A 19,789-nucleotide genomic window follows, 5' to 3' on the forward strand; every position below is an offset into this window, starting at 1 on the left:
GCGGATTGAGCAATAGAAATGAAAAAACCGAATCACTCTGGCAGCGGTCAAATCCGCATTATTGGCGGACAGTGGCGGGGCCGTAAACTTCCGGTTCCCGACAGCCCAGGGCTGCGCCCGACAACCGACCGGGTTCGCGAGACGCTGTTTAACTGGCTGGCGCCGGTCATGGTAGACGCCCACTGTCTGGATTGTTTCGCCGGAAGCGGCGCGCTGGGGCTGGAAGCGCTTTCCCGCTATGCGGCGGGCGCGACGTTGCTGGAGATGGATCGCGCCGTGTCACAGCAGTTACAAAAGAATCTTGCTACGCTAAAGGCAGGCAACGCCCGCGTGGTCAACGCCAATACGCTGGCCTTTCTGGCGCAGACCGGTACGCCGCACAACGTGGTGTTTGTCGATCCCCCGTTTCGCAAAGGGCTGCTGGAAGAGACGTTAAGCCTGCTGGAAACGCACGGCTGGCTGGCTGATGACGCGTATATTTACGTCGAAAGCGAAGTCGAAAACGGTCTGCCGCCCGTCCCGGCAAACTGGTCGTTGTATCGTGAAAAAGTGGCCGGGCAGGTCGCATACCGCCTGTATCAACGGGAAGCACAAGGAGAAAGCGATGCTGATTAATCTGGGACGTCTGCTGATGCTGTGCGTCTGGGCATTTTTAATTCTTAATCTGGTACAGCCTTTCCCGCGCCCGCTGAATATTTTCGTCAACGTCGCGCTGGTCTTTATGGTGCTGATGCACGGTATGCAGCTGGCGCTGTTAAAAAGCACCATGCCTAAAGATGGCCCGCAGATGACCACCGGCGAGAAAATCCGCATTTTCCTGTTCGGCGTGTTTGAGCTGCTGGTGTGGCAGAAGAAGATTAAAGATCAGTTGAAGAAGTAACCGTGATCTTTTCGCCCGGCGGCGCGTGGCGAGCCGGGCCAAAAACGCTATTGCTGCTTTGGTTTGCCGTCCAGTGTGTCGTTCAGTTTTTCAATATCGCTGTATTTTGTTTTGAGCAGATATTTCACCTGCTCGCAAATCTCTTCGGTCCGGGTGTAATAGGTGCCAGACGTCGGGCCTGAGCGCTCACATAAGACATAATTAGTGCCGAGGGGATAAAAAAGAACAATAAAAGAGAGGATATTGCCAACAACAAACCCTACCCCCGCAACATGGATACCAATGGTAAAAGCCCTGTCGAAGAACCTGGGCGGCTGCATGCTTTTCGTAAAGGTCACGTAGGCAATAGCTAAAACAAAGCAACACCCCACCGGAAACATCAATAACAGGCAAAATGAACCCCAGAAAAAATAAACGATGCTTCTGGATTCAATCAGATCGGTGATGTCCGGCACACTGGCAAGATAAAACCCCCAGGTAACCCCTCCAAAAACAAATATACCCAGAAGCAAACCACATCTTTTTTTAATATTCTCCAGATTAATATTAAAGTTCATATCAATAAATTCCGCCGTAAAGGGAGCTTCTGTACCCCAGGCGCTGGGCGTTCCACTCTTCAATTCTTTGCCGTTCTTTAAGTCCCTGACGAATAAACGCTATAAGTTTGTCTGAGAGCTCATATTTTTTGTCCACTTCATTCAGAGACCAGGCTATGAAAAAACCTAACGCCACAACACCGATGATTTCACCCCAAACCGGAAAAGCTGCACTCGCAATAAATGGAGATGTGAGCCATGAAGCAAATTGTCCCAAACACTTTTCTGTAAATACACTCACAATCACTTTCGTCACATCCATCGTCACGTTCCCCAGCAGTGCGGCGACGTCATGGTCGGATTTAAAGATCAACTCAATCAACCGCCAGCATGCGGAAAACCAGATGCAGAATCTGGCCCCTGACATTATGCCATTTCGAAATCCGGCGCGGCCAATGCCCACTTCAAGTACCTTAGGATGATTAATCCGGTAACGGGTTCCATTAAGGATGCGTCGCAAAGAAGGGTAACCTGTAATCTTCACATACAGCTTTCCCTGATAAGCATACTGCGTTGCTTTAATCCCAAGGCCTTTTAAGGTGAAGACAATCTTCCCGGCTTGCTGATAAGAAAAAAGCTTTGACAGGTTTTTAGTAGCAGAAACCGTATCTTTAATGTTACCGGCATAATTCGTCGAAAAACTGACGGGTTTACTGCCCAGCAAATCGTCAATTACGCCCTGAGCCTCCTCAGGCGTCAGCAGCATGATGTGTTGAGGATTGTTGTTCAGGTTATTTTTTAGCGTTCTGATTTCATTCTCGACACGCTGATTACGTTGCCAGTTATTTCCTCTAAGAATATCTTCACGGTGATTTCCTATCCAGTCATAATACTTTTCCATCATTATCCCTTAATAAATTCGCTCATCCCAAAGGCTGTATGCGCTGGTTCCCGTCATAATGTGCTCCCAGGTAATTGACTCATACGACAGCTCAATGACTTCTTCTGGCTGACCCGCACTGTCATCGATAGTATGAGGCACCTGTAAATGGATGCTGGATATTCTGGCATTGATAAGTTTTATCGCGTAATAACACTCATTTAAACCCGCCGGACTCGTGCGATAGAAACTAAATTCACAGTTCAATGTTTCATTGTCAGTTATGGCTTTCCCTAATAACGGCGAGGATTTATCTACTGGCTTAATAAACGTCAAACATTGATGGTTCACATTTTGTGCCCGACTCATGCCATGATTAACTGTCATTACCATTATCTGATCACGATGGGCGGATTGTGATTTATTTCCTATCGAATTTACCGAGGCACATCCAGCAGAAATCAACCCCTGCGCCTGCCCATTCAAGGCCAACCACATTGTATTCGCCATATAAATCCCTTAGCTTTTTAAATTATATTCATATATATCTGCGATAACGTTGCAATAGCAGGATAGTGAAAAGCGGATAGCAGAATAGTGATATGACCGATATTTTAGTCACACAAAAAAATATAACACCAAAGGTATTACCACAGAAAAATAAATAGCAGCCATATTTGAAAGGCATTATATATTTCAGTTGAATTTATTGTCGGCACTGGCGCTATAAACACAGTGCCGAACGGCGTTATTGCTCAGGCTTAAAGCCCTCAAACCGCGAACCTTTGTAGCTCAGCGTGCCTTTATCCCCGACCGTTAACGCATGGTACTGTTGAGCATCCAGCCGGAACGTCTGCTCAAGCCCGCCGCGTTGCGGTTTAAAGCTAACTTCATAGCGCATACTGGTGCCCGCTGGCGTCACCTGCTGCTGACGCGAGCGCCGATCGTTGATCGGCTTTTCGCGCTTATTGCTCACCACTACCTGCTTTTGCTGCAATGGCGCGGCATCGTTATCGGCTTTTTCTCGCCGCTGCGAAACAAAGCGAAACGACGCGGCGATAACAATCAAGCCAATGATAACAATGAAAAAAAGTGGTGGTTTACTCATCATTTTAACCCATCAGAAAATGCGGAAATAAGCATACCCTGCCCGTTATGGTGTTGTCATCTGCCTGCGCCGACCTCTACACTGGACAACAGGGCCGTGAGCATACCGCTCGCGAAAAAATAACGAATTCAAGGAACTAAGATGCTTTGGTCGTTTATCGCTGTCTGTCTTTCCGCATGGCTATTTGTGGACGCATCGTATCGTGGGCCAGCGTGGCAGCGCTGGGTCTTTAAACCTCTCACCCTGATTCTCCTTCTTTTACTCGCCCGGCAAGCGCCGATGTTCGACGCGATCAGCTACCTTGTGCTGGCGGGCCTGTGCGCCTCGTTGCTGGGCGATGCGTTGACGCTGTTGCCGCGCCAACGTCTGCTGTACGCCATTGGCGCATTCTTCCTGTCGCACCTGCTGTACACCCTCTATTTCGCCAGCCAGATGACGCTGTCGTTCTTCTGGCCATTGCCGTTAGTGCTGCTGGTGTTGGGCGGGTTGCTGATTGCGGTGATCTGGACGCGTCTGGAAGAGCTGCGCTGGCCGATATGCACCTTTATCGCCATGACGCTCATGATGGTCTGGCTGGCCGGTGAACTGTGGTTCTTCCGCCCGACCGCCCCGGCGCTCTCTGCTTTTATGGGCGCATCGTTGTTATTCCTCGGCAATATCGTCTGGCTGGGCAGCCATTACCGCTGCCGCTTCCGCGCGGATAACGCTATTTCCGCCGCCTGCTACTTCGCCGGGCACTTCCTGATTGTCCGCTCACTTTATCTTTAATAACGCTTGACTCTGGAGTCGACTCCAGAGTGTATCCTCCGGTTAATGAGAAAATTATCATCAACCGGAGGATGCCATGTTGACACCCGATACTGATGGCAAAAAAGTCCCACAATTTTCATCCTTCAAACTGGCGCCAGCCCCCCGGAAGGTAGATGACTGCTGCTGTGAGGGCGCCTGCGCAACGGAAGCTCTCGTCCCCGACACCATCGAAGGGACGCGTTACACCTGGAAAGTCGCCGGTATGGACTGCGCCGCCTGCGCCCGTAAAGTCGAAAACGCCGTGCGCCAGGTCGGGGGCGTCAATCAGGTACAGGTGCTGTTCGCCACCGAGAAACTGGTGGTGGATGCGAATGCCGATATCCGCCAACACGTTGAACGCGCCGTACAAAAGGCGGGTTATACCCTGCGTGATGAACAGGCCACAGCAGAGGCGCGCGAATCCCGGCTGCAAGAAAACCTGCCGCTGATCACGCTCATCATTATGATGGCGATTAGCTGGGGGCTGGAGCAATTCAACCATCCGTTCGGCCAACTGGCGTTTATCGCCACCACGCTGGTCGGCCTGTATCCCATTGCCCGTCAGGCGCTGCGCCTGATGAAAACCGGTAGCTGGTTCGCCATCGAAACGCTGATGAGCGTAGCGGCGATTGGCGCGCTGTTTATTGGCGCGACGGCGGAAGCGGCGATGGTGCTGCTGTTATTTCTGATCGGCGAACGCCTCGAAGGGTGGGCCGCCAGCCGCGCCCGCAAAGGGGTCAGCGCGCTGATGGCCCTCAAACCGGAAACCGCCACGCGCCTGCGCGATGGCGTGCGCGAAGAGGTGGCGATCAACACCCTGCAACCCGGCGACATTATCGAGGTGGCGGCAGGCGGGCGCTTACCCGCCGACGGCAGGCTGGTCTCCGGTTTCGCCAGTTTTGATGAGAGCGCGCTCACCGGCGAGTCGATTCCGGTCGAGCGCTCAACGGGCGAGAAAGTCCCCGCCGGCGCCACCAGCGTGGATCGGCTCGTTACGCTGGAGGTGCTGTCAGAACCGGGCGCCAGCGCGATTGACCGTATCCTGAAGCTGATTGAAGAAGCCGAAGAACGCCGCGCGCCCATTGAGCGTTTTATTGACCGCTTCAGCCGGATTTACACCCCGGTGATTATGGCCGTCGCGCTGCTGGTCACGCTGGTGCCGCCGCTGCTGTTTGCCGCGTCCTGGCAAGAGTGGATTTATAAGGGACTCACGCTGTTACTGATTGGCTGCCCGTGTGCGCTGGTCATTTCCACCCCGGCGGCCATCACCTCCGGGCTGGCGGCGGCGGCACGTCGCGGGGCGTTGATTAAAGGCGGCGCAGCGCTGGAGCAGCTAGGCCGAGTCACTCAGGTGGCGTTCGATAAAACCGGTACCCTGACCGTAGGGAAACCACGCGTCACCGCCATCCATCCGGCAAGCGGGATCGGCGAAGCGGAGCTGCTGGCGCTGGCGGCGGCGGTGGAACAAGGCGCGACGCACCCACTGGCGCAGGCCATTGTGCGTGAAGCGCAGACGCGTGAACTGACCATTCCGCCAGCGCTGGAGCAGCGCGCGCTGGTCGGTTCGGGTATCGAAGCTCAGGTTAATGGCGAGCGCATCCTGATTTGCGCCGCAGGCAAACGCCCGGCGGAAGCCTTTGCCGGGCAAATCAGCGAACTGGAAAGCGCCGGACAGACGGTCGTGCTGGTGCTGCGCAACGACGACGTAATCGGCGTGCTCGCCCTACAGGATACGCTGCGCGATGACGCCCGCACCGCGATCGGCGAGCTTAATCAGTTAGGGGTGAAAGGCGTGATCCTGACCGGCGATAACCCACGCGCGGCAGCGGCCATTGCCGGAGAGCTGGGCCTGACGTTTAAAGCGGGCCTGCTGCCGGAAGATAAAGTCCGGGCGGTGACGGCGCTCAATCAGCACGCCCCGCTGGCGATGGTGGGTGACGGCATTAACGACGCCCCCGCAATGAAGGCCGCCGCGATAGGTATTGCGATGGGAAGCGGAACGGATGTCGCGCTGGAAACGGCAGACGCCGCCCTGACGCATAACCGCCTGCGCGGGCTGGTACAGATGATCCAGCTGGCGCGCGCCACCCACGCCAATATTCGTCAGAACATCGCGATTGCCCTGGGGCTGAAAGGGATCTTCCTCATCACCACGCTGCTCGGCATAACCGGTCTGTGGCTGGCCGTGCTGGCGGATACCGGGGCGACGGTGCTGGTGACTGCCAACGCGCTGCGGCTGTTGCGTAAAGGGTAGATTGTCGCCTGATGGCGCCAGACTTATCAGGCCTACGGGGATCATGGCACGAACCCACACAGGCCTGCTCATCCGGCGAAGCGAAGGCGCTTACTGCACGTCGGCAATCGCCTTCATCAACGCCTGGTGTTTTTCGCCATACTGCGCGCGCACCGGCTCGGTGGCCTTCACGAAATACGCTTTATCAATTTCGTGGAACTGCACGCCGCCAGCCTTCATCTTCGCTAATGCCTCCTGATTATAGGCATCCCACAATTTACGCTGCTCAAACTGCGCTTCGCGCGCCAGCGTCAGGATCTTCTGCTGCTCATCCGCAGTCAGCTTGTCCCACTTCACTTTGGAATAGAGCAGCATTTCCGGGGTGATAAAGTGCCCGCTGAGGGTGTAATTCTTCGCAACCGGCATGTAGTTATGCGCGACAAAAGTCGGCGGGTTGTTTTCCGCACCGTCAATCACGCCGGTCTGCATACCGCTAAACACCTCGCTCACCCCCATCGCCACCGAGTTCGCCCCCATGTCTTTCAGTGTATCCAGCGCCACCGGGCTTCCCTGCACGCGAATCTTCATACCGTAGAGATCTTCCGGCTTTTCCACCGGGTTTTTGGTAATCAGGTTGCGCGTCCCGGAGTCCATCCAGCCAAGAAACACCAGACGTGATTTCGGGTTGTTCGTCAGCTTATCGCCAATGCTTTTCCCGATATCGCCATCAATAATTTTGTGCATGTGGTCTTCGTCGCGAAACACATAGGGCAGCGTAAAGACTTCGATATCCGGCAGAATAGCCGCCACCGGCGCCATCGATACGCGAATCATATCAATCGCGCCGATTTGCGCCTGTTCGATCATCTGTTTTTCATCGCCCAGCACGCCGCCCGGGAACACTTTAATTTCCAGTTTGCCGTCGGTTTGTTGTTTGAGTTTTTCGCCCATTTTCTGCACGGCGACGACATTCGGATAGCCCTGCGGATGGACATCCGCCGCTTTAATGACCTGCGCGAAAACGGAATGGGAAAACAGTATTGACGCGGTAGCCAGGCACAGGGAAGCCGCGAGCGGCTTGAGAGTCACTTTCATCGGGTCAGCTCCAGAGGTTGAGAGGGTAGCGTTAAAACATTGTTTTAGTTTTTACGCTTAAACCGTAGCCGATGCCCTGAAAGATGAAGGTGAAGTGCTTCACAAAAAAGCAGGAAAAATTGAAACGATGGTTTAAAAATGTCGCAGCGGTCACGCCGGTTTTATCCGGCTGAGACTCAATGCTTTTTACGCAGCAAATAACGATACGGCAGCGAATCCGTCTCTTTCGCCATCAGCTCATGTTCCATAAACGTACAAAAGCCAGGAATATCGCGGGTTGTCGCCGGATCGTCGGCAATAATCAGCAGCGTTTCGCCCGTTTGCATGTTACGCACGGTTTTACGCACCATCATTACCGGTTCCGGGCAGCGTAGCCCCTGGGCATCAAGCGTATGGTCGGGGGAGGAAAACAGATCGGTCATCTTCGTCTCATTCACTAAAAAAACGGCTGTAGTTTACGCCCTGTTTGCCCGTAAGCAAATCAAGTTAACGATTGCGTGAAAAACAACCATTGCAATACGTTTTCAAAGCAGTATGATGCGGCGGTTTTATTGGGTTCCCTCACCCCAAATATCGATCAAAAAGGTACAATATGAACTCCTTTACTCAAATACAGCGCGTAAAAGCGTTGTTCTGGCTATCGCTATTCCACCTACTGGTGATCACCTCCAGTAACTATCTGGTACAGCTTCCGATCTCTGTTTTCGGGTTCCACACGACGTGGGGCGCCTTTAGCTTTCCCTTTATTTTTCTCGCGACCGACCTGACCGTGCGCATTTTTGGCGCGCCGCTGGCACGACGGATAATCTTTGCGGTGATGATCCCGGCGCTGCTCATCTCCTATGTCATCTCATCGCTGTTTTATATGGGCTCCTGGCAGGGATTTGGCGCGTTGCTGCACTTCAACCTGTTTGTCGCGCGTATCGCCACCGCCAGCTTTATGGCGTATGCGCTGGGCCAGATTCTGGATGTACACGTCTTTAACCGCCTGCGCCAGAACCGCCGCTGGTGGATGGCCCCCACAGCCTCCACGCTGTTTGGCAACGTCAGCGATACCCTCGCCTTCTTCTTCATCGCTTTCTGGCGCAGCCCCGATGCCTTTATGGCCGAGCACTGGATGGAAATCGCCCTTGTCGATTACTGCTTCAAGGTGCTCATCAGCATTATTTTCTTCCTGCCGATGTATGGCGTATTGCTGAATATGTTGCTGAAAAGGCTGGCAGATAAATCTGAAATCTCGGCATTGCAGACGAGTTAAAGGTTCATTTTCCGAGTTGTGATAAGATGGATGAATGAGCCGTTATGGCCGTTTATCGAAAGGAAGAAGTCAATGCGCAATCTGGTTAAATATGTCGGTATTGGCCTGCTGGTTATGGGGCTTGCGGCCTGTGATAACAACGATGCCAATGCTCCGGCAGAGGGAACCTCTACGGAAAGCAACGCAACCGGACAACCTGTCAGCCTGCTGGACGGTAAGCTGACGTTCTCACTGCCAGCGGATATGACCGACCAGAGCGGCAAGCTGGGCACTCAGGCCAATAATATGCACGTCTACTCTGACGCGACAGGCCAGAAAGCGGTGATCGTGATTGTTGGCGATAACACCAATGAAGACCTCGCCGTGCTGGCGAAACGTCTGGAAGACCAACAGCGCAGCCGCGACCCGCAGTTGCAGGTCGTGACCAATAAAGCCATCGAGCTGAAAGGCCACACGCTGCAACAGCTGGACAGCATTATCTCTGCGAAAGGCCAGACCGCGTACTCTTCCGTACTGCTGGGCAAAGTGGATAACCAACTGCTGACCCTGCAAATCACGCTGCCAGCAGACGATCAGCAGAAGGCGCAAACCGCCGCTGAAAACATCATTAACACGCTGGTCATCCAGTAACGGTTAAGACGATGACACGGCCTCCTGCGATACCGCCGGAGGCCGTTTTTTTAACCGCCAGGTCAGCAACAGCGCGATCGCCACCAGACCCGCCGCCGCCAGATAGATAACCGGCACGCCCGCCCAGGTCATGAGCAGCCCCGCCAGCGGCCCGGTCACGCCCAACGATAAATCCATAAACACCGTATAGGTCGCCAGCGCCGCCCCTTGATTCTGCTGCGGCACCGCCTTTACCGCCACCACGCCCAGCGCCGGGAAGACCAGCGAGAACCCTGCCCCCGCCAGTAACACGCCAATTTTCGCCATCCACGGCATCAGCGCAACGCCCACCAGCAACAGCCCGATAATCTCCACGCTAAAGCAGATCATCGCCACGTTTAAGCCGCCTAACCGATTGATGCCATTGGGGAACAATAAACGGGCGCCCACAAACGCACAGCTAAACAGCGTGAGCGCGAAGGCGGCGCCATCCCACCCTTTCGCGTCATAAAACAGCGTGATGAAGGTGGCGATAACGCCGAATCCCGCGGATGCCAGCGCCAGCGCCATTCCATACAGCCAGACGCGCCCAAGCACGGCGCGAAACGGCAGCGGTTTGCCCTTACTGGCTTTCACCGCCGGGCGCGGGAGCGCAAACAGCACGGCCAGCAGCGCCACGCCCATGATCGTCAACGCCAGCCCCTGTAACCCGCCCCAGGCGTAAAACAGCACGCCAAGCGGGGCGCCCATCGCCATCGCGCCATACGTGACAATACCGTTCCACGAAATCACCCGGCCAATATGCAGCGACCCCACCACGCCTACGCCCCAGAGCGTTGATCCGGTTCCGGCGAAGCTTTGTCCAATGCCCAGAATGACACGCCCCAGGCATAACAGCAGCAGGCTTGCAATCGGCCAGCCGCTGGCGAATCCCGCCAGGAGATAGCTCAGGCCGCTCAGAAAGCAGCCGCACAAACCAAAGACGACAACCTTTTTCGGCCCCAGCAGGTCAGCGTAGCGCCCCGCATGAGGGCGGCTCACGAGCGTCGCAAAATATTGTAAGCTTATGACCAGCCCCGCCCAGAAGGCGCTAAACCCCATCACATCATGGACATAGCCCGGCAGGACTGCGAGTGGCAAACCGATCGTCAGATAACTGGCGAAGTTAAAAATCACAACAGAAACGATACGCAGATTGAGGCGCAATCCGCTAAGCGCCGGTTCAGCGACGGGTTCGGGCATGGGAGGTCACCACGTTTTTACAACAGTGTTTCATTTTTATCATGCTGAGTCGCGAAAATCAGTAGCAAGATTAAGAATATTGGTCTCAGGCCAGGCGCTACACTTAGAAAAAATGCAAAAAGGAAGATGACATGACAACCCCTCAACCCGACAAAACGGGGATGCATATTCTGCTCAAACTGGCGTCGTTGGTCGTCATACTGGCAGGGCTCCATGCCGCAGCAGATATTATTGTGCAGCTCTTACTGGCGCTCTTTTTCGCCATTGTCCTCAACCCGCTGGTAACCTGGTTTATTCGTCGCGGCGTTAACCGCCCGGTGGCGATTACCCTCGTGGTGGTCGTGATGCTTATCGTGCTGACGGCGCTGATCGGCGTGCTGGCTGCGTCAATCAATGAATTCGTCGCCATGCTGCCGAAATACAACAAGGAGCTGACGCGTAAGGTTCTGCATTTGCAGGAGATGCTGCCCTTCCTCAACCTGCACATGTCGCCGGAACGCCTGCTGCAACGCATCGACTCCGATAAACTGATGACCTTCACCACCACACTGATGACCGGCCTTTCCGGGGCGATGGCAAGCGTAGTCCTGCTGGTGATGACGGTGGTGTTTATGCTGTTCGAAGTTCGCCACGTTCCCTACAAACTGCGTTTCGCGCTGAACAACCCGCAAATTCACATTGCAGGTTTACACCGGGCGCTCAAAGGCGTGTCGCACTATCTGGCGCTGAAAACGCTGCTGAGCCTGTGGACCGGCGTGATTGTCTGGCTGGGGCTGGCGCTGATGGACATCCAGTTTGCGCTGATGTGGGGCGTGCTGGCGTTTTTACTCAACTATGTCCCTAATATTGGTTCGGTCATTTCAGCAGTGCCGCCGATGATTCAGGCGCTGCTGTTCAACGGTTTCTACGAATGCGTTCTGGTCGGCGCGCTCTTTCTGGTGGTGCACATGATCATCGGCAATATCCTGGAACCGCGCATGATGGGCCACCGCCTGGGAATGTCCACGCTGGTGGTGTTCCTCTCTTTACTGGTGTGGGGATGGTTATTAGGCCCGGTAGGAATGCTGCTTTCCGTTCCGCTTACCAGCGTCTGTAAAATCTGGATGGAGACCACCAAAGGCGGCAGCAAGCTGGCGATTTTACTGGGGCCGGGTCGCCCGAAAAGTCGGTTGCCCGGATAATTAATTTACCTACCAACCAGGGTAGTTTTTATCTACGCACCTGCCCGGTAAACTGTCATGCGTTTTAAATATATGTGGCAGTTTACCTTAAATGAAATATGTCCTGCCGCCCGTTATTTAATAAATAAGAAACAGCATTCACCGGAATAAAGCGACTTAACTCAAACAGATATAACAATACCGCATTCAGTCGGTTTTCGCGTGAAATGAAAAATGCATAAAATAAAAACCGACGCCATTATGGCTGGCGTTCGTTATTAATAAATTAATAAGCACATTATTAGTCAACTAGTTAATTGATAGGGAGTTTTCATGAAACAATTCATTAAATGGTTTGCCGCTATTGCGGTTGTGGGTGCTCTGGCGGGTTGCGCGCGTACTGCGCCTATCGATCAGGTTCACTCCAGCGTGAGCGCGGGCCATACTCAGGAGCAGGTCAAAAACGCCATTCTGAAGGCCGGCGTTCAACGTCAATGGATCATGTCTGAAGTCGGGCCTGGCGTTATCAAAGGACGTCAGCAGACGCGCAACCACGTCGCTGAAGTGCGCATTACCTACTCCGCCACCCGCTACGACATCAAATACGACAGCAGCCTCAATTTGCAGGCTTCCGGCGGCAAAATTCACAAAAACTACAACCGCTGGGTACATAACCTGGACAAAGACATCCAGGTTAACTTGTCCGCAGGCGCGGGTCTGTAATTCAGGCGGTACGCACTTTCATTCAGGCGGCATTGAGCTGAACGTTCACGCGTCAAAAGCGGCGGCCTGAAAGATGACGCGGATTATTAAAGTCGGGTCGAAGACGACCCGATAACTCGCTTTTACCCCCTCTTAACAGGTTGTCCCCATTATGTACGAACAGGACTCGCTCAGCGCACTGGATGCCATCACGGAAGCACAACGTATCGCCTTCGCCCCCATGCTTTTCCAGGCCGCATTGTGTCTGCGTAACGCGGGTGTGCTGACATATCTGGATCGGCAGGGTAAACGCGGCGCAACGCTCGACGATATCACTGAAAACAGCAGCATCAATGAATATGCCGCCAGCGTACTGCTGGATATGGGATTAAGCGGACGTATTATTACTCACAAAGAGGGGCATTATTATCTCGCGAAGGTGGGGCATTTTCTTCTGCATGACGCCATGACCCGCATAAATATGGATTTCACCCAGGATGTTTGCTATCAGGGGCTGTTTTATCTGGAAAATGCGCTAAAGGAAGGCAAACCGTCAGGACTGAAAATATTCGGCGACTGGCCAACGATTTATCCCGCGCTGTCGCAATTACCGCAGGCGGCGCGTGACAGCTGGTTCGCCTTCGATCATTACTATTCCGACGGCGCATTGGACGCCGCGCTGCCTTATGTATTCGCCAGTCGCCCGGCAACCCTGTACGATGTGGGCGGAAATACCGGGAAATGGGCATTACGCTGCTGCCAGTACGATGAAAATATCGCGGTCACTTTATTAGATTTGCCACAACAAATTGCACTTGCCCGTAAAAATATCGAAAATGCAGGATTATCTCATCGCATAGATTTCCATGCAGTGGATATGCTGGGTGATACGCCTTTACCTGGAGAGGCCGATATCTGGTGGATGAGCCAATTTCTGGACTGCTTTTCACCGGAACAGATTATCACCATGCTCAGTAACGTTGCCCGCGTGATGAAACCCGGCGCAAGGCTATGCATTATGGAGCTGTTCTGGGATGCGCAGAAATTTGAAGCGGCCTCTTTTAGCCTGAATGCGTCTTCGCTTTATTTTACCTGTATGGCAAATGGCAACAGCCGTTTCTACAGCGTAGAGAAGTTTTATCACTATCTGGACATGGCAGGGTTCCAGGTGGATGAACGCCATGACAACCTGGGCGTTGGGCATACTTTATTGATATGCCAAAAGAAAAAATAACAAAGTGACGTTAAAAAAACGTCACTGGTATCACCGGATTACCGCGGACGCGCGTTGATGAAATTTGCACTAAACATAACAGACTGGCAGGCCAGAGCCCCAGGACTTAGCGAAGCGACCCACTGGCAGCAGTGGTCGCGGGAGCCGTACGCCATCGATCCCGCCGCGCCGCAGGCAAAACTGCACGAACTCCCGATGATGACCGCCCGGCGGCTCAGTTCCGGCAGCAAACTGGCGGTGGAGTGCGGGCTGGCCATGCTGCGTCGCCACGATATCGACGCGGTGCTCTATACCAGCCGCCACGGCGAACTGGAGCGTAACTACCGCATCCTGCACGCGCTGGCGATGGAACAGGCGCTCTCTCCCACCGATTTCGCCCTGTCAGTACACAATTCCGCGGTTGGTAATCTGACCATTGCCGCAAAACAGCCAGTTGTCTCATCCTCGCTTTCCGCCGGGAGAGACACCTTCCAGCAAGGATTGTGCGAAGTGATGTGCCTGCTTCAGGCGGGTTATCAGCGGGTACTGATGGTCGATTTCGACGGCTTCCTGCCCGAGTTTTACCATCCGCGATTACCGCCGCAGATGCCGACCTGGCCTTACGCCGTCGCCTTTGTCATTGAAGCGGGGAATTCGCTGTCCTGCGCCACGCGTCCCGGCGCGCCTCAGGATGAAACGCCGCTTCCGCAAAGCCTGCTGTTTTTACAGCGTTACTTACAAAACGCCGACGCCTTTACGCTGCCGGGCGAGCGGGTAGAGTGGCAGTGGAGCCGCGCGTGAATACGCTTCTGGCGCGCCTGGATTGGGCATGGCGACTGGTGATGACCGGTTTTTGTTTTGCCCTGTTCGGCATCGGCGGGCTGTTGCTTTCTGTCGTGTGGTTCAACTTATTGTTACTATTGGTATGGAACCCCGTCAGACGCCGCCGCCTGGCCCGTCGCAGCATTGCGGCCAGTTTTCGCGCCTTTTTAACGGTAGCGAAAACGCTTGGCGTTCTGGACTACCGCATTGAGGGGAGTGACGTGCTGCGACAGGAGAAAGGGTGTCTGGTGGTGGCGAACCATCCCACGCTTATCGATTACGTGCTGCTGGCTTCCGTCATGCCCGAAACCGACTGCCTGGTGAAGAGCGCACTGCTGAAAAACCCGTTTGTCAGCGGCGTTATTCGCGCGGCGGATTACCTGATCAACAGCCAGGCCGACGCGCTGTTACCGGCCTGCCAGCAGCGTCTGGATCAGGGCGACACAATATTGATTTTCCCCGAAGGGACGCGAACGCGACCCGGTGAAAAAATGACGCTGCAACGCGGCGCGGCCAATATCGCCGTGCGCTGCGGCAGCGATTTACGCGTAGTGACTATCCACTGTAGCGAGCATCTGCTGGATAAGCAGAGCAAATGGTATGACGTGCCTCCCGCGAAACCTCTGTTTACCGTAGAGGTGCGCGAGCGGATCGCGATCGACCCGTTTAACGATGCAAATTTACAAGAACCGGCGCTGGCGGCAAGGCAGTTGAACCGGCATCTTTTGCTTCAATTACAACCAGGTGCTACACCTCTTTCAGGAATTAATGATGCAAGCGCTCTACCTTGAAATTAAAAATCTCATAATAAATACGCTGAATCTGGACGAGCTGTCCGCTGACGATATCGATACCGAGGCGGCGCTCTTTGGTGATGGTTTAGGACTGGATTCGATCGATGCCCTTGAGCTGGGGCTGGCGGTGAAAAACCAGTATGGCGTGGTGCTCTCCGCAGAGAGCGAAGAGATGCGTCAGCACTTCTTTTCCGTCGCCACGCTGGCATCTTTCATTCACGCTCAACGTGCCTGAGGCGAGTCCGTTATGACAGAACAACATGCCATTTATGAAGAAGTCTCCGCGCTGCTGGTCAAACTGTTTGAAATCGACCCTCAGGACATCAAACCTGAGGCGCGCCTGTATGAAGATCTGGAGCTGGACAGCATCGACGCCGTCGACATGATCGTGCATCTGCAAAAGAAAACCGGTAAGAAAATCAAGCCGGAAGAGTTCAAAGCGGTGCGTACCGTGCAGGATGTCGTCGACGCCGTAGAACGCCTGCTGAAAGAAGCGTAATACGCCATGTCAGGCGCTCACGCGCGTATGGGTATTCAGTTGCTGACCGGCCTGATGCTGCTGGCCTGGCCATTTTTGATCTGGTTTGGGCTGACGCATAACAGCCTCCACTGGCTGCTGCCGCTGATGGCGTTGCTGCTCTTTTTACGCTTTCGTCAGACCCGGCGACAGGCGGGGCCGCTGCGCGTCGTCACTCAGGTGGCGGCGGTGGCGGGCATAGCGCTTTGCGTCGCCAGCTATCTGCTTAAAACACATCAACTGCTGCTGTTTTACCCGGTCGTTGTTAACGGCGTCATGCTTGCCGTTTTTGGCGGCTCGCTGTGGACATCCATGCCGATTGTCGAACGTCTGGCGCGACTGCGTGAACCTGCGCTGCCGGAAGCCGCAGTGCGCTACACCCGTCGCGTAACACAAATCTGGTGCGCCTTTTTCATCGGCAACGGCGGTATTGCGCTCTTTACCGCGCTACACGGCGACATGGCGCTATGGACCGCCTGGAACGGCATGATTGCCTATCTGCTGATGGGCGCGTTGATGGCGGGCGAGTGGCTGGTGCGCCGCCAGGTGATTAAACGAGAAACACAATGAAGCAGACCCTTCCGCTCTCCCGCTGGCTCACCGCGCCACGCCCGGATGAAACGCCTGTTGCCTGGCTGGGTGAGGACACCTGGACGCTGGGCCACCTGCGCCATGACGTCGCGCAGCTGGTGAAACACCTGCAACAGCAGGAGGGCGAGCGCTGGGCGCTGTGTTTTGAGAACAGCTATCTGTTTATTGTTGCGCTGCTGGCAACGCTGCATAGCGGAAAAACGCCCGTTATTCCGGGGCATAACCGCGTCTCTCTGCTGGATGAGCAGCGCGCGCTGTTCAACGGCGTGCTCAGCGATAAGACGTCTGGCTGGCACGGCCCGCTGCTGGTGGTCAATACATCACGACAGTTCAGCGCAGAAGCCTTCACATTCGACGATATTGACGCCAATGCCTTCGTTGAATTGTTTACCTCTGGCTCCACCGGTCAGCCCAAGCGCATCATCAAACCCATCGCGCGGCTGGATTGCGAGGCCGAACTGCTGGCGATGCGTTTTGCCGACCGCCTGGCAGGCTGTCGCGTCGTGGCGTCAGTCGTTCCTCAGCATCTGTACGGTCTGACTTTCCGTATTTTCCTGCCGATGGCGCTCGGCCTGCCGCTTCATGCCGCAATGCTCTACTACGCAGAGCAGCTTGCCGCGCTAAGCCACGACCACCGCTATGCGTTTATCAGCAGTCCGGCGTTCCTGAAACGCCTCGACCACCGGCTCACGCCGCCGCCGGTCAACATGATCCTTTCCGCAGGCGGTATGCTGCCCTGGGGCGATGTCACGCAAACTGCCGCCTGGCTCAATATCTGGCCGGATGAAATCTATGGCAGCACCGAAACCGGCATTCTCGCCTGGCGCTACCGCCAGCAGGAGGAGATCGCCTGGCTCCCCTTCCCCGGCGTACATTTTCAGCCGGAGGGCGAAGCATTTCGCGCCTTTTCGCCGCTGATCGTGCAGCAGGACGGCCTGTTGCTCGACGATATCCTCCAGTTTGATGAGAACGGCCAGTTCCGCCTGATGGGACGCCGGGGGCGCGTCGTCAAAATTGAAGAGAAACGGATCTCGCTCAGCGAAGTTGAACAGCGGCTACTGGAGCTGAAGGGCATCCGCGAGGCGGTCGCGCTGCCTGTTTCACGCGGCGGTCGTCAGGGCATTGGCGTTCTGCTGGTGCTGGATGACGAAACCCGCCAACAATGGCAGCGCTGCGGCGGCAAAGCCCAGGAGCTGACCTGGCGTCGTTCGCTGCTGCCGTGGCTGGAGCCGGTTGCCGTACCTCGCTACTGGCGCGTGATCGACGAGATCCCGGTCAACAGTATGAACAAGCGTGTCTATGCGCAATTACAGGAGTTATTTCATGATACCCCATGAAATTGAGCGCCATCAGGCACAACCCCAACAGCTTGAGATCGTCCTGCATCTCGACCCTTCCCTGTTCTGGTTCAGCGGCCACTTTACCGTGCAACCGCTGTTGCCCGGCGTCGCGCAGCTGGACTGGGTGATGCATTACGCCACCACGCTGCTCACGCCCGGCTGGCGTTTTCACAGCATCCAGAACGTCAAATTCCAGGCGCCGCTGCTGCCTGAAACCACGGTGACGCTGACCCTGAGCTGGCAGGAAACCCGCCAGCTCCTGACGTTTAGCTATCAGCGCCACGATGGCGACGCGCGGCATACCGCCAGCAGCGGGAAGATCCGGTTATGCCGTTGACCTTCACTCCCTGCGTGCTCATCCCCTGCTACAACCACGGCGCGATGATGGCGCGGGTGCTGGCGCGGCTACAGCCGTTTAATCTGCCCTGCATTGTGGTGGATGACGGCAGTGACGAAACAACACGTCAGCGATTAGCACAGCTGGCGGCTCAGGAACCGAACCTGACGCTGATCCGCCTGCCGGAAAACGCGGGCAAAGGCGCTGCGGTGATTCGTGGGCTACAGGCAGCCTCAGACGCGGGATTTACCCACGCGGTGCAGGTGGACGCCGACGGCCAGCATGCCATTGAGGATATTCCGAAGCTGCTCGAACTGGCGCAGGAAAACCCAGCCGCGCTGATCTCCGGGCAGCCGATCTATGACGATTCCATTCCCCGTTCGCGCCTGTACGGTCGCTGGATAACCCACGTCTGGGTATGGATTGAAACGCTTTCATTCCAGTTGAAAGACAGCATGTGCGGGTTTCGCGTGTATCCGGTCGCCCCTGTGCTGCAACTGGCGCAGCGCGTCACGCTCGGCAAACGGATGGACTTCGACACCGAAGTCATGGTGCGCCTCTACTGGCAGGGCAACACCAGCTATTTTTTCCCGACCCGCGTGACCTATCCGCTGGATGGACTGTCCCATTTTGACGCGCTAAAAGACAACTGCCGAATTTCACTGATGCACACCCGTTTGTTCTTCGGCATGCTGCCGCGCATCCCGTCTTTGCTGTTTCGCCGCTCGTCGCCGCACTGGGCGCGCCAGCAGGAAGTTAAAGGGCTGTGGGGAATGCGTCTGATGCTGCTGGTCTGGCGTCTGCTTGGGCGTAAGGCGTTCTCGCTGCTGCTTTATCCGGTGGTCGGCGTCTACTGGCTGACGGCAGCGCACGCCCGCAACGCGTCGCAACACTGGCTAGCCCGCGTGCGAACGCAACTGACGTCACGCCAGCGCCCCGTTCCGTCCCGGCTGACCAGCTTCCACCACTTTCTGCGTTTTGGCGAGGCGATGCTGGATAAAATCGCCAGCTGGCGCGGGGAGCTACAGTTTGGCCGCGATGTGGTCTTTGCGCCGGGCGCAGAAGAGACGCTCAACATCACGGCGCCAACGGGCAAACTGTTGCTGGCCTCGCATCTGGGCGATGTCGAAGCCTGCCGCGCGCTGGCGCAATTGCAGGGCAGCAAAACCATCAACGCTCTGGTGTTCAGCGACAATGCCCAACGTTTTAAGCAGATCATGGACGAGATGGCGCCGCAGGCCGGGCTGAACCTGATGCCCATCACCGACATCGGCCCGGACACCGCCATCCTGCTGAAAGAGAAGCTGGAACGCGGCGAGTGGATCGCCATTGTTGGCGACCGTATTGCGGTTAACCCACAGCGTGGCGGCGAGTGGCGCGTCTGCTGGAGTCGTTTTATGGGTCAGCCCGCGCCGTTTCCGCAGGGGCCATTTATTCTGGCCTCCATCCTGCGCTGCCCGGTTCAGCTTATTTTCGCTCTGCGCCAGAACGGGAAACGGCATATCCACTGTGAACCGTTCGCCGACCCGCTGCTGTTGCCGCGCGCCGAACGCCAGCAGGCATTACAGCAGGCCATCGACCGCTACGCCGAACGCCTTGAGCACTACGCGCTACAGTCGCCGCTCGACTGGTTTAATTTTTTCGATTTCTGGCAACTGCCGGATGCCAAAAACAAGGAGTAAA

At 55.5% G+C, this 19,789-nt stretch carries 24 protein-coding genes; 17 read left to right on the plus strand and 7 right to left on the minus strand.

The annotated features are described in order from the left end of the window. Window positions 1-18: 18 nt before the first annotated feature. Together rsmD and OGY62_RS02710 are read left to right on the plus strand one after the other, a co-directional pair. Window positions 19-615: a 16S rRNA (guanine(966)-N(2))-methyltransferase gene (gene rsmD / locus OGY62_RS02705; RefSeq protein ID WP_012135578.1), complete on the plus strand. Its 597-nt coding sequence runs from the start codon at window positions 19-21 to the stop codon at window positions 613-615. Further along, the gene (locus OGY62_RS02710; protein ID WP_115614344.1) at window positions 605-880 is read left to right on the plus strand and encodes a DUF1145 family protein; all 276 of its coding nucleotides are present in this window, start codon (window positions 605-607) and stop codon (window positions 878-880) included. The genes rsmD and OGY62_RS02710 overlap by 11 nt, the downstream gene beginning before the upstream one ends. Before the next feature lie 47 nt (window positions 881-927). On the opposite strand, the gene OGY62_RS02715 is transcribed toward OGY62_RS02710, so the two are convergent. The 4 genes from OGY62_RS02715 to OGY62_RS02730 all read right to left on the minus strand — a co-directional run bounded on the left by OGY62_RS02715 (window position 928) and on the right by OGY62_RS02730 (window position 3,404). After that, window positions 928-1,437, minus strand: a complete 510-nt coding sequence (locus tag OGY62_RS02715; protein WP_049011344.1) for a DUF1240 domain-containing protein — start codon at window positions 1,435-1,437, stop codon at window positions 928-930. Window position 1,438: 1 nt separating this feature from the next. Continuing rightward, on the minus strand, window positions 1,439-2,317 hold the full coding sequence (locus tag OGY62_RS02720; RefSeq protein WP_286459014.1) for a hypothetical protein: 879 nt from the start codon (window positions 2,315-2,317) through the stop codon (window positions 1,439-1,441). Window positions 2,318-2,326: 9 nt separating this feature from the next. Continuing rightward, window positions 2,327-2,806 carry an Hcp family type VI secretion system effector gene (locus OGY62_RS02725; RefSeq protein ID WP_047460562.1) on the minus strand — a complete coding sequence of 160 codons (480 nt, stop codon included), beginning with the start codon at window positions 2,804-2,806 and terminating at the stop codon, window positions 2,327-2,329. Window positions 2,807-3,044: 238 nt separating this feature from the next. Beyond that, window positions 3,045-3,404: a DUF2500 domain-containing protein gene (locus tag OGY62_RS02730; RefSeq protein WP_286459016.1), complete on the minus strand. Its 360-nt coding sequence runs from the start codon at window positions 3,402-3,404 to the stop codon at window positions 3,045-3,047. 141 nt (window positions 3,405-3,545) lie between these two features. On the opposite strand from OGY62_RS02730, the gene OGY62_RS02735 reads away from it, so the two are divergent. After that, window positions 3,546-4,172: a lysoplasmalogenase gene (locus OGY62_RS02735; protein ID WP_286459018.1), complete on the plus strand. Its 627-nt coding sequence runs from the start codon at window positions 3,546-3,548 to the stop codon at window positions 4,170-4,172. 76 nt (window positions 4,173-4,248) lie between these two features. Further along, the gene (zntA, locus tag OGY62_RS02740; RefSeq protein WP_104868085.1) at window positions 4,249-6,447 is read left to right on the plus strand and encodes a Zn(II)/Cd(II)/Pb(II) translocating P-type ATPase ZntA; all 2,199 of its coding nucleotides are present in this window, start codon (window positions 4,249-4,251) and stop codon (window positions 6,445-6,447) included. Window positions 6,448-6,537: 90 nt separating this feature from the next. Here the strand turns inward: zntA and OGY62_RS02745 are convergent, their stop codons facing one another. Next, on the minus strand, window positions 6,538-7,521 hold the full coding sequence (locus tag OGY62_RS02745) for a TRAP transporter substrate-binding protein (protein WP_286459020.1): 984 nt from the start codon (window positions 7,519-7,521) through the stop codon (window positions 6,538-6,540). A 176-nt stretch (window positions 7,522-7,697) separates the two neighbouring features. Then, the gene (tusA, locus tag OGY62_RS02750; RefSeq protein WP_012135585.1) at window positions 7,698-7,943 is read right to left on the minus strand and encodes a sulfurtransferase TusA; all 246 of its coding nucleotides are present in this window, start codon (window positions 7,941-7,943) and stop codon (window positions 7,698-7,700) included. A gap of 170 nt (window positions 7,944-8,113) precedes the next feature. Here tusA and OGY62_RS02755 point away from each other — a divergent pair, with 170 nt between their 5' ends. Both OGY62_RS02755 and OGY62_RS02760 read left to right on the plus strand, forming a co-directional pair. Beyond that, window positions 8,114-8,779 carry a 7-cyano-7-deazaguanine/7-aminomethyl-7-deazaguanine transporter gene (locus tag OGY62_RS02755; RefSeq protein ID WP_012135586.1) on the plus strand — a complete coding sequence of 222 codons (666 nt, stop codon included), beginning with the start codon at window positions 8,114-8,116 and terminating at the stop codon, window positions 8,777-8,779. A gap of 72 nt (window positions 8,780-8,851) precedes the next feature. Continuing rightward, complete coding sequence (locus OGY62_RS02760) at window positions 8,852-9,409, plus strand: DcrB family lipoprotein (protein WP_286459021.1); 558 nt, start codon at window positions 8,852-8,854, stop codon at window positions 9,407-9,409. Between the two features lie 3 nt (window positions 9,410-9,412). Here the strand turns inward: OGY62_RS02760 and OGY62_RS02765 are convergent, their stop codons facing one another. Then, window positions 9,413-10,630 (minus strand): MFS transporter, encoded by a 1,218-nt coding sequence (locus OGY62_RS02765; protein ID WP_012135588.1) that lies wholly within the window; start codon window positions 10,628-10,630, stop codon window positions 9,413-9,415. Window positions 10,631-10,761: 131 nt separating this feature from the next. Here OGY62_RS02765 and OGY62_RS02770 point away from each other — a divergent pair, with 131 nt between their 5' ends. The 11 genes from OGY62_RS02770 (at window position 10,762) to OGY62_RS02820 (ending at window position 19,788) form a co-directional block, all read left to right on the plus strand. After that, a complete protein-coding gene (locus OGY62_RS02770) occupies window positions 10,762-11,811 on the plus strand; it encodes an AI-2E family transporter (RefSeq protein ID WP_047460519.1) in 1,050 nt (349 codons plus the stop codon). Window positions 11,812-12,135: 324 nt separating this feature from the next. Further along, on the plus strand, window positions 12,136-12,513 hold the full coding sequence (locus tag OGY62_RS02775) for a hypothetical protein (protein WP_198448758.1): 378 nt from the start codon (window positions 12,136-12,138) through the stop codon (window positions 12,511-12,513). A gap of 151 nt (window positions 12,514-12,664) precedes the next feature. After that, window positions 12,665-13,726 carry a class I SAM-dependent methyltransferase gene (locus tag OGY62_RS02780; RefSeq protein WP_286459022.1) on the plus strand — a complete coding sequence of 354 codons (1,062 nt, stop codon included), beginning with the start codon at window positions 12,665-12,667 and terminating at the stop codon, window positions 13,724-13,726. A gap of 57 nt (window positions 13,727-13,783) precedes the next feature. Then, entirely contained in the window at window positions 13,784-14,506 is a 723-nt protein-coding gene (locus tag OGY62_RS02785; RefSeq protein WP_114848077.1) for a beta-ketoacyl synthase chain length factor, read from the plus strand. 41 nt (window positions 14,507-14,547) lie between these two features. After that, complete coding sequence (locus OGY62_RS02790) at window positions 14,548-15,318, plus strand: lysophospholipid acyltransferase family protein (protein WP_228096617.1); 771 nt, start codon at window positions 14,548-14,550, stop codon at window positions 15,316-15,318. After that, on the plus strand, window positions 15,299-15,556 hold the full coding sequence (locus OGY62_RS02795) for a phosphopantetheine-binding protein (protein ID WP_024131035.1): 258 nt from the start codon (window positions 15,299-15,301) through the stop codon (window positions 15,554-15,556). The genes OGY62_RS02790 and OGY62_RS02795 overlap by 20 nt, the downstream gene beginning before the upstream one ends. Window positions 15,557-15,568: 12 nt before the next feature. Beyond that, complete coding sequence (locus OGY62_RS02800; protein ID WP_012135597.1) at window positions 15,569-15,820, plus strand: acyl carrier protein; 252 nt, start codon at window positions 15,569-15,571, stop codon at window positions 15,818-15,820. A gap of 6 nt (window positions 15,821-15,826) precedes the next feature. Then, window positions 15,827-16,408 carry a COG4648 family protein gene (locus OGY62_RS02805; RefSeq protein WP_024131036.1) on the plus strand — a complete coding sequence of 194 codons (582 nt, stop codon included), beginning with the start codon at window positions 15,827-15,829 and terminating at the stop codon, window positions 16,406-16,408. Further along, window positions 16,405-17,766 carry a class I adenylate-forming enzyme family protein gene (locus OGY62_RS02810; protein WP_286459027.1) on the plus strand — a complete coding sequence of 454 codons (1,362 nt, stop codon included), beginning with the start codon at window positions 16,405-16,407 and terminating at the stop codon, window positions 17,764-17,766. Before OGY62_RS02805 ends, OGY62_RS02810 begins: the two co-directional genes overlap by 4 nt. Next, window positions 17,753-18,106 (plus strand): ApeI family dehydratase, encoded by a 354-nt coding sequence (locus tag OGY62_RS02815; protein ID WP_049011356.1) that lies wholly within the window; start codon window positions 17,753-17,755, stop codon window positions 18,104-18,106. Before OGY62_RS02810 ends, OGY62_RS02815 begins: the two co-directional genes overlap by 14 nt. After that, the gene (locus OGY62_RS02820; protein ID WP_286459029.1) at window positions 18,097-19,788 is read left to right on the plus strand and encodes a glycosyltransferase family 2 protein; all 1,692 of its coding nucleotides are present in this window, start codon (window positions 18,097-18,099) and stop codon (window positions 19,786-19,788) included. The genes OGY62_RS02815 and OGY62_RS02820 overlap by 10 nt, the downstream gene beginning before the upstream one ends. Window position 19,789 lies beyond the last annotated feature (1 nt).

Source organism: Citrobacter sp. CK198, from assembly GCF_030333295.1.
Lineage (GTDB): Bacteria > Pseudomonadota > Gammaproteobacteria > Enterobacterales > Enterobacteriaceae > Citrobacter_B > Citrobacter_B koseri.